Source organism: Ruminococcus sp. 1001136sp1, from assembly GCF_039841815.1.
Lineage (GTDB): Bacteria > Bacillota > Clostridia > Lachnospirales > Lachnospiraceae > Blautia_A > Blautia_A faecis.
Window position 1 is genome coordinate 26920 of sequence record NZ_JBDPGY010000030.1, and the last position, 9776, is coordinate 36695.

General features: G+C 44.5%; 9 protein-coding genes and 1 pseudogene. 2 read left to right on the plus strand and 8 right to left on the minus strand.

Annotation, left to right across the window (positions count from 1 at the left end):
- Nucleotides 1–54: 54 nt before the first annotated feature.
- From ABHC48_RS18700 to ABHC48_RS18735, 8 genes are all read right to left on the minus strand, one after another.
- Complete coding sequence (locus ABHC48_RS18700) at nt 55–1047, minus strand: BMP family protein (protein WP_226855395.1); 993 nt, start codon at nt 1045–1047, stop codon at nt 55–57.
- A gap of 216 nt (nt 1048–1263) precedes the next feature.
- On the minus strand, nt 1264–2271 hold the full coding sequence (locus tag ABHC48_RS18705) for an aldo/keto reductase (protein ID WP_195700373.1): 1008 nt from the start codon (nt 2269–2271) through the stop codon (nt 1264–1266).
- Nucleotides 2272–2447: 176 nt separating this feature from the next.
- On the minus strand, nt 2448–3005 hold the full coding sequence (gene efp, locus ABHC48_RS18710) for an elongation factor P (protein WP_118583940.1): 558 nt from the start codon (nt 3003–3005) through the stop codon (nt 2448–2450).
- A gap of 136 nt (nt 3006–3141) precedes the next feature.
- Nucleotides 3142–3645: a shikimate kinase gene (locus tag ABHC48_RS18715; RefSeq protein ID WP_187566156.1), complete on the minus strand. Its 504-nt coding sequence runs from the start codon at nt 3643–3645 to the stop codon at nt 3142–3144.
- The gene (locus ABHC48_RS18720; protein WP_187566155.1) at nt 3642–4145 is read right to left on the minus strand and encodes a YqeG family HAD IIIA-type phosphatase; all 504 of its coding nucleotides are present in this window, start codon (nt 4143–4145) and stop codon (nt 3642–3644) included. Before ABHC48_RS18720 ends, ABHC48_RS18715 begins: the two co-directional genes overlap by 4 nt.
- Before the next feature lie 155 nt (nt 4146–4300).
- The gene (locus ABHC48_RS18725; protein ID WP_195700374.1) at nt 4301–5161 is read right to left on the minus strand and encodes a patatin family protein; all 861 of its coding nucleotides are present in this window, start codon (nt 5159–5161) and stop codon (nt 4301–4303) included.
- A gap of 2 nt (nt 5162–5163) precedes the next feature.
- Nucleotides 5164–6528 carry a citrate/2-methylcitrate synthase gene (locus ABHC48_RS18730; protein WP_195700375.1) on the minus strand — a complete coding sequence of 455 codons (1365 nt, stop codon included), beginning with the start codon at nt 6526–6528 and terminating at the stop codon, nt 5164–5166.
- Between the two features lie 140 nt (nt 6529–6668).
- Entirely contained in the window at nt 6669–7886 is a 1218-nt protein-coding gene (locus ABHC48_RS18735; RefSeq protein ID WP_148461853.1) for an aminotransferase class I/II-fold pyridoxal phosphate-dependent enzyme, read from the minus strand.
- A gap of 244 nt (nt 7887–8130) precedes the next feature.
- Between ABHC48_RS18735 and gdhA the strand changes: the two genes are divergently transcribed.
- Together gdhA and ABHC48_RS18745 are read left to right on the plus strand one after the other, a co-directional pair.
- Entirely contained in the window at nt 8131–9465 is a 1335-nt protein-coding gene (gene gdhA, locus ABHC48_RS18740) for an NADP-specific glutamate dehydrogenase (RefSeq protein WP_195700376.1), read from the plus strand.
- A 210-nt stretch (nt 9466–9675) separates the two neighbouring features.
- A pseudogene (locus ABHC48_RS18745) lies at nt 9676–9776 on the plus strand (transposase); the annotation flags it as partial.

Below are 9776 nucleotides of genomic sequence, written 5' to 3' on the forward strand. Positions count from 1 at the left end.
CGAGCCATTTTTATAAAAACAGATATCTCAATCCGCGGTTACAAATCCGATTTCTTACTGTCTCATTGTGTAGTCGCGCTCAACTTCAAGCTCGCCGGAAACGATCTTATCAATTGCATCCTGTGCAGTTGCTTTCACATCATCGGAAAGATTGTCGGAAAGGAGAACTTCTACTGCGCCATCTGCCATACCAAGGTTGTAAACATCTCCCTCAAAGCTTCCGTCTGCAACGCTGCCAAGGGCAGTATCAATTACAACATCAAGATTGTAAATTGCAGAATCAAGAATATTGTCAGGTGCTAAAGAGCTCTGATCGTAAGAATCGCCCTGGCACCAGATTCCAGCCTCAACAGCTGCTGTCATTGCACCGTTTCCGCAAGCATTTGCACAATGCTTGATTACGTCTACGCCATTGTCGATCATAGCTTTTGCAGCTTCCTGTGCAAGCTGTGTATCAACAAAAGAGTTTGTCCAGGCTGTCTGAACTTCGATATCAGGATTTACGGATTTTGCTCCGTCTTCATATCCGTTAATGATCTTTACAAGGGAATCTCCAGGGATCGGTCCGATGGCACCAAGTTTACCAGACTCAGAAGTAGAAGCAGCAATGATTCCTTCTACATAAGCGGTCTGCTCACATGCCATAACGTAGGAAGCCACGTTGTCAGCGGAAGCGTCAGCCTCTGTGCAGATGAATTTGGTGTCTGGGTAGGTCTCTGCAACTTCCAGTGCAGGATCACCGAACTCATATCCGTGACCAATTACCACATCATAACCTGCACTTGCATAGTCAGCAAAAGCGGCGGAAATATCAGCAACTTCCAGGTTCTCTGTGTAAGCCAGTTCGTATCCGTATTTCTCACAGGCTTTCTGTGCTCCTTCGTATGCTGTCTGATTCCAGCCCTGGTCATTTGCTGCTCCGGAAAGTAAAAGTGCTACCTTCAGTCCTTCTCCATCAGCTGCCTGTACCGGCTGAGCACATACACCATTTACCATAGCCGCTGTCATTGCCATTGCTAATCCCATAACCACCAGTTTTTTCATCATAATCCTCCTTGATCAGATCCTGTTTTCGTGTATTCGATACTGTTCACTCCGTGGTCAGTATCACTTATTTTTCTTATCCGCAACTTTGTAGTTGCTATAAGGTTTTCTTAAGGCTTCTTTATAGTAAACTATATAGTTACTATAGAGTCAATACATTTTTTCTTTTTTTTGCAAAATTATCTGAAAAACCATTGGAGTCGCACAGGGCAGTTTTTATTATTCTCCAAATTCTTCTGCAACCTTCTTCAGCATTTCCCGGATTGGCAGATGATATGGGCATCTTGTCTCGCACTTGCCGCATCCCACACATGCAGAAGCTTTCACTGCCATGCTGCCGTAGCGGTCTTTCGCCCAGTCAGCCAGATTGTAGCGTTCCAGATATCCTGCGAAAAGGAATGCGCTTGGGATGCTGATTCCAACCGTACATGGCGCACAGTAATTGCAGCGACGGCAGAAATTGGTGCCCAGCTGATGGCGGATCTGTTCCATTTCTGCAAGCTCTGCCTCTGTAAGAGGTGCTGTGTCAGAGCATGCCTTAATGTTCTCTTCCAGTTCAGATACTTCTGCCATTCCCGGGATTACCACAGTAACAGCCGGGTTGGAACAGACATAACGAAGTGCAAGAGTGCCATTCTCAATTGCACCACCTGCTAATGGCTTCATGGCAATAAAGCCCACATTTTTCTCCTGACATTTGCGGATCAGCTCGTCGCCCTGGTTTTCTACGATATTATATGGAAACATGATTGTCTCCACCCAGTCCAGATTCAGTGCGCGCTCAAAAACAGCTGTAGAATGTGCAGTCAGACCGATATGACCAATTTTACCGGCTGCTTTCGCCTCCAATAAAGCCTCCAAGGCACCGCCCTCACCTATAACAGTGTCCAGCTGTTCCATGCTTGGGTTGTGTACCTGATACAGGTCAATGTGATTGGTTCGAAGATTGCCAAGGCTCTTCTCAATGTCTGCTGCCATGGCTTCTCTGGTTCTTGCCATACTCTTGGTGGCAATTACAAATTTGTCACGAATTCCTTCAAGGGCATAACCAAGATACTCCTCGCTGACCGTATAGCCTCTGGCTGTATCGATATAATTCACACCCTCTTCTGCCAGCTGCTTCATTAATTTCTTAGTACCTTCCGCGTCAATTCTCTGGATGGGGATTCCGCCAAAGCCCATACGGGAAATCTTAAGACCAGTTTTTCCAAGTGTTGTATATTCCATTTGTGCTCCTCCTTATTTTTGGTATACAATAATTTATAAAATGTGTCTGAAATTAACAAAATATGCCACCGGCATACGCCGATGGCACATAAATAAACAGCTTATGCGATTTAGAACGGATATTCGCAATCCGCTTCCGCTACTTGCTCATAAATAAATAACTGCTCCGCAGTTATTTATACTCGTGACAGGTACTCGCCTGTTCTGGTGTCAATTTTCAGCTTGTCGCCCTGGTTAACGAACAGCGGAACCATTACCTGTGCTCCTGTCTCAACGATAGCCGGTTTGGTAGCACCCTGAGCTGTATTTCCAGCGAATCCTGGCTCTGTCTCTGTAACTACAAGCTCAACGAATAACGGAGGCTCAATAGCGAATACATTGCCATTGTGAGAACAGATCTTAACCATCTCATTCTCTTTTACAAATTTAAGAGAATCGCCAACCTGCTCTTCTGTAAGACCAACCTGGTCAAATGTCTCTACGTTCATGAAGTAATATAATCCGCCATCGCTGTAGAGATACTGCATATCAACACGCTCGATACGTGCTGTAGGGAATTTCTCTGTAGGACGGAAAGATTTCTCTAACACGGATCCTGTAATAATATTTTTGTATTTGGTTCTAACGAAAGCAGCTCCCTTACCCGGTTTAACGTGCTGGAATTCTACGATCTGACAAACGTTGCCATCAATTTCTACTGTGACACCGTTTCTGAAATCACCTGCTGAAATCATAATTAATTTTTCCTCCTTATAGTGCTTATGACTAGAAATATTTTATTATATATGTACCATTTTTTCAACTACTTTTTTTCATATGCAGCCAAATTTTCCTGTTTTTCCCATATATTATGGCAAAATACTTTTGTATTCACGGAAGCTGTTCTTCAATTTCCTTGATTAGTTCCTCAAAAGGCTTCACTCCTGTCACAACTTCAATATCTGCAAATTTATGATAAATCGGATCACGTTGTTTCAGAAGCTTTTTGATCTTTTCATCCTGATTTTCGCCTTCCAGAAGAGGATTGCTATTTCCCTCAAGCCTCTTGCGGAGAGTCTCAGCAGACCCCTTCAGGTAAACAACTGTACCCAGCTGCTTAATATACTGCTCATTCTGCTCCTGAACCGGAAGACCTGCGCCAAGAGAAATCACTTTTCTTTCTTTATCTTCAATCAGAGCTTTCACAGTCATAGTTTCCAGAGCACGGTAATATGGCTCTCCAAATTTCTGTAAAATCTCCTTTACGGACATGTTCATCTTCTTAACGATCACCTTGTCCACATCCACAAATGTCAGTCCCAGGTCACTGGACAGACGTTTCCCCACTCTTGTCTTGCCAGAACCCATAAATCCGATCACCACAATATGGTTCATGAATTCTTCTCCTCCTTGGTATAAAAATGTAATACAATTTTCTCCAGATAGCGCTTCAGCACGATCTGGATCTCTTCCTTGGGATTGATCGGCTTTACCAGAATATTACGAAGGCCAGCATTCTTAGCCCCCCATATATCGGTAAAAAGCTGGTCTCCGATAAAGACCGTATTCCCTGTGTTTGTTCCAAGTCTCTCCATGGCCCTTTCATAGCCTTTTCTGGACGGCTTGGCAGCCATTTCAATGAACTGAGCGCCTACTGAAGCGGCAAATGGTTCTACCCTTTTTTTCCTGTTGTTTGACACCAGACAGCAGGAAAAGCCAATGTCGCGAAGCTGCTGAAAAAGCCGGACAGCTTCCGGATCTGCCGGTGCCCCATGAGGAACCAGGGTATTGTCGATATCAAACAAAATCCCCCTGTATCCCTCCTGGTATAGTTTTTCATAGTTGACTACATATGCTGAATCCAGATATTCATCTGGAAAAAAGCGTTCAAACATTCTGTTACATCCTTTAATTCTTTTATTTTCTATGGTAATACAGATTGCGGGAATGATTTTTCAAACAGACTCCGGCAACGCGCTTTGCAATGCACAGAAATCATGTATTCACATGACCTCGCGCCTGTTTTCCAAGAGGTTCTGTCAGGATCCCGTCACCTGCTTAGGTACGCCTGCAGTTCCTCATAATGGTCTTTCACCACATCATAACCATGCTGATAAAACGCCATCAGCTTCTCTTTGTTCGCCTCCGCACGCCCCACAGTGGGAATTTCCGGGCGGATGACAAAAATATGTCCTTCCCTCTCCCATTTTTCCAGAAGCTCCAAAGTCCGGTTGTAGCTGCGGTAACGATTATATAAAGTGTTCAAAAATTCCGGATAATGCCGAAATGCAGCCACATAAAGCGGAGTGCTCTTTCCCGGTTTCTTCTTGCGGTAACCCATATTTCGGGTAAGGATCACCACGTTCTTCCGATATCCCTTCTCCATGGCATGGATCAAGGGAATCGAATCTGCAATGCCGCCATCCAGATAAGGAACACCGTCAATCTCTACCATGGGGCTTACAACAGGAATACTGGAAGAAGCCCTTCCAATATCCATCAGACGCTTTCTGTCATGCTTCTCAGTCATATATTCCGCATCACCAGTCTGGCAGTTAGTCACTACCAGCTCACACTCCGTATCTGACTGAAAAAAAGTATCAAAATCAAACGGAAACAATTCATTTGGATATTTGTCAAACAGCATATCCATGTCAAAAAGCTCATGCTTCTTAAGAGCTTCCTTAGTAGCAATATAGCTGTTTGCCTTATCCTCTATGATCATGCAGTCCCTGGTCCTTCCAGGCTGCCAGGATACATAATCAAGAGCATTGCAGGAACCAGCGGAAACACCCACCACATATGGGAATTTCACCTCTTTTTCCATAAGATAATCCAGAACCCCTGCTGTAAATACTCCCCTGCTTCCCCCGCCCTCCAGGACCAGGGAAGACTGATGCTTCACTGTCATTCTTATTCACGCTCCTTAAGCGGTACGTATACAGCCGGAGCCAGAACGTTCTTGTAAGCCGGACGGATGATCTTGTCTGTATTGATCAGTTCTTCCATTCGGTGGGCGCTCCAGCCCACAATACGTGCCACTGCAAAAATCGGTGTATACAGCTCAAGAGGCAGATCCAGCATGCTGTAAACAAAACCGCTGTAAAAATCCACGTTTGCGCTGACACCCTTGTAAATATGGCGCTCCTCGGCGATAACCTCCGGAGCCATTTGCTCTACCATCGCGTAGAGATTGTATTCTTTCATACGGCCTTTTTCTCTGGCCAGAGTCTCAACAAAGCCTTTCAGTACCTGGGCACGAGGATCCGATACCGAATAGATCGCGTGTCCCATACCATAAATAAGACCTCTCTTATCAAAAGCTTCTTTGTGAAGCAGTTTCTTCAGATACTCTCTTACTTCCTCTTCGTCAGAAATATCCTTCACATTCTTCTTCAAATCCTGGAACATACTTACAACCTTAATATTGGCACCACCGTGCTTCGGACCTTTCAGAGAACCGAGAGCTGCTGCGATTGCAGAATAGGTGTCTGTTCCGGATGAGGAAACAACGTGTGTAGTAAATGTAGAGTTATTACCACCGCCGTGCTCCATATGAAGGATCAGGGCAAGATCCAGGATCTTCGCCTCCAGATGGGAATATTTCTTATCCGGGCGAAGCATACGGAGGATATTCTCCGCTGTGGAAAGCTCTTTCTTCGGATTGTGAATATAAAGGCTCTTGCCGCATACATAGTGATTGTAAGCCTGATATCCATAAACAGATAAAAGAGGAAATACACTGATCAGATTCAGGCACTGTCTCAGTATATTCGGAAGGGAAATATCATCCGGCTCCTTGTCATAGCAATAAAGTGTAAGCACACTTCTGGACAGGGCATTCATAATGTCCTTGGACGGTGCTTTCATGATAACGTCCCTTACGAAATTCGTAGGAAGGGAGCGCTGGTTCGCCAGAAGCTTGGTGAAATCCTCCAGTTCCTCCTCATTCGGAAGCTTGCCGAACAGTAAAAGATAGGTAGTTTCTTCGAAGCCGTATCTGTCATCTTCAATAAATCCCCTGGTCAACTCCTTGATGTCATATCCCCTGTAGGAAAGACTGCCCGCACAGGGCACTTCCTTGCCGTCAACCACCTTCGTGGCGCATACATTGGAAATCTGCGTCAGACCCGCCAGGACGCCCTTACCATTGATATCGCGAAGCCCTCGCTTTACATCGTATTTCTGATAAAGAGACAGATCCAGGCTGGAATGCTCCTTGCAAACCTCCGTCAGGTTCTCTATTTCCGGTGTTACTTTCATCTTAAATCCTGTCATTCAAATAAACTCCTTTCTTTTTAATCCGTCCGATAATCCGTTCCTCCCTCAATTATTAATGCTGTCAGAGTCAGAAGCGGATGCTTCTGCTCCGGCATTGTAAATGGATAATCTGTGACTGCCATTGTTTTATTATCTTCTTATCGCTGTTTATAGGTGGACAAGAAATCCTTCAGCTTGTCCATAGCCTTCTCCAGCTGACGCACATTCGGCAGATATACTACGCGGAAGTGGTCAGGACAATTCCAGTTAAAGCCCTTTCCCGGCACCAGAAGCACCTGTTTCTCATGTAAGAAATCAAGAGCAAACTGCTCGTCATTGTGAATATTGAATTTTTCTGTATCGATCTTCGGAAAAATATAGAACGCAGCCTTGGGCTTTACGGCTGTGATTCCCGGAATGTCATTGAGTGCCTTGTAGATAAAATCTCTCTGCTCATAAACTCTTCCGCCTGGCTGAATGTACTCATTTACACTCTGGTATCCACCAAGTGCAGTCTGTACAATGGACTGGGCCGGAACATTGGAGCAAAGACGCATGGAGGAAAGCATGTTAATACCTTCAATATACCCCTTCGCCTTATTCTTGGCACCACTTAAGATCATCCATCCAATACGGAAACCAGCGATCATATGGGACTTGGAAAGTCCGGAAAAAGTAACGCAGAATACGTCTGGTGCAAGGGATGCAATAGAAGTATGCTTATAGCCATCCATGATCAGACGGTCGTATATCTCATCTGAAAAAATGATCAGCTCGTGCTCTCTTGCGATCTGCACGATCTGCTCCAGGATCTCCTTGGGATAAACTGCTCCTGTAGGGTTATTCGGATTAATGATAACAATTGCTTTGGTCTTGTCTGTGATCTTGCTCTTAATATCATCAATGTCCGGATACCATTCAGACTGCTCATCACAAATATAATGAACTACATTTCCCCCTGCCAGAGTCGCAGTAGCTGTCCACAAAGGATAATCCGGTGCAGGGATCAGAATCTCATCCCCGTTATCCAGAAGTGCCTGCATACAGAGATTGATCAGCTCACTGACACCATTACCTGTATAAATATCACTCATGGTAACCCCGGGAATTCCTCGAAGCTGGGCATACTGCATAATGGCCTTTCTTGCGGAAAAGATTCCCTTGGAATCGGAATATCCCTGCGAGGTACGAATATTGCTCAGCATGTCCAGAATTACTTCCTGCGGTGCAGAAAATCCAAATGGATATGGATTGCCGATATTCAGCTTCAGAATCTCCATTCCATCCTCTTCCATTCTGGCCGCTTCATCCACTACCGGTCCTCGCACATCATAAAGTACGTTATCCAGTTTACTGGACTTCTCGAATGTTTTCATTTATTTCACTCCTCATCTTACTACTTATGGCCGGCATATCTAATATGGAAAAAATCTATATCTGTCTTTTTCCTGCTCCGGCATAATGTATTTCTTGCTATCTATCATCTCATATTTGGCTCATTTTCGCAAGCCTTAATGAAATTTTTGGAAATATGAAAAAAACTCTTTTCATTTTTAGCACTTTAGTGTATAATAGCGTCGTTAAAAAATTTTACACCTATCTGGATGAGGAGGAATTACAATGTCTTACACAGAAGAAGTATACGAAAGAGTCGTAGCACAGAATCCAGGTGAGCCTGAATTTCACCAGGCAGTAAAGGAAGTTCTGGATTCCCTGAAGGTCGTAATTGACAAAAATGAAGAAGAATACCGCAGCATGTCCCTTCTGGAGCGTCTTGTAGAGCCGGAAAGAATCATTTCCTTCCGCGTTCCATGGGTAGATGACAAGGGCGTTGTTCAGGTAAACAAGGGATATCGTGTACAGTTTAACAGCGCTATCGGACCTTATAAGGGTGGTCTTCGTTTCCATCCGTCAGTAAACCAGGGTATCTTAAAATTCCTTGGATTTGAGCAGACATTTAAGAACTCCCTTACCGGACTTCCAATCGGTGGTGGTAAAGGTGGTTCCAACTTTGACCCGAAAGGCAAATCTGACAGAGAGGTTATGGCATTCTGCCAGAGCTTCATGACAGAGCTTTCCAAATATATCGGTGCTGACACTGATGTTCCGGCTGGTGATATCGGTGTAGGCGGACGTGAGATCGGTTATTTATTCGGACAGTACAAGAGAATCCGCGGATTATACGAGGGTGTTCTCACAGGTAAAGGACTTACCTACGGCGGATCTCTGATCCGTACACAGGCTACCGGATATGGTGTTGTTTATATGCTTGATGAGATCATGAAAGCACATAACGATTCTATTGATGGAAAGACATTCATCGTAACAGGATCCGGAAACGTTGCAATCTATGCTGTAGAGAAAGCTCAGCAGCTTGGCGGCAAGGTTGTTGCTATGTGTGACTCCAACGGATATATTTATGATCCGGAAGGAATCAAGCTTGACATTGTGAAAGATATCAAAGAAGTAAAACGTGGACGTATCAAAGAGTACGCAGACCGTGTTAAGGGTGCTTCTTACACAGAAGGTACCGGAATCTGGAACATCAAATGTGATGTATACCTTCCATGTGCTACCCAGAACGAGCTTGCTCTTGATGGTGCTAAGACACTTGTTGCAAACGGCTGCAAATATGTAGTTGAGGGTGCGAACATGCCTACTACTCTTGATGCTACCACTTATCTCCAGGAGAACGGTGTTCTGTTCATGCCTGGTAAAGCAGCTAACGCTGGTGGTGTTGCTACTTCTGCTCTTGAGATGAGCCAGAACTCCATGAGACTTTCCTGGACAGCAGAGGAAGTTGATGCGAAGCTTCATGGAATCATGGTAGACATCTTCCACAAAGCTGATGACGCTGCTAAGCGTTATGGTATGAAAGACAACTATGTTGCCGGTGCTAACATCGCCGGATTTGAGAAAGTTGTAGATGCTATGAAAGCTCAGGGCATCTGCTGATTCTCTGTCATCTGAAGTTTCAAAAAGACAGGTCCGCTGCGGCCTGTCTTTTTTATTCCATTTAATACTTGTTTATACAGAAAAAAATCCCCGCTCTCTGGCGAGGATTTCAGACTGTAGACAAAGCCCTGCTTTTGCAGGGTTTTGCTATTGTTGGAACCGCTTTTCTGCTATAATGAATATCAGAAGGGCGGTGTTTTTTATGATGACGAAAAATACTGTCCGGATAACGGTCGTCCCAGTATGGATCCCGTCATGCTGATAAAGATACCATTCATTCAGTATCTCTATGGGATAAAAAGCATGCGTCA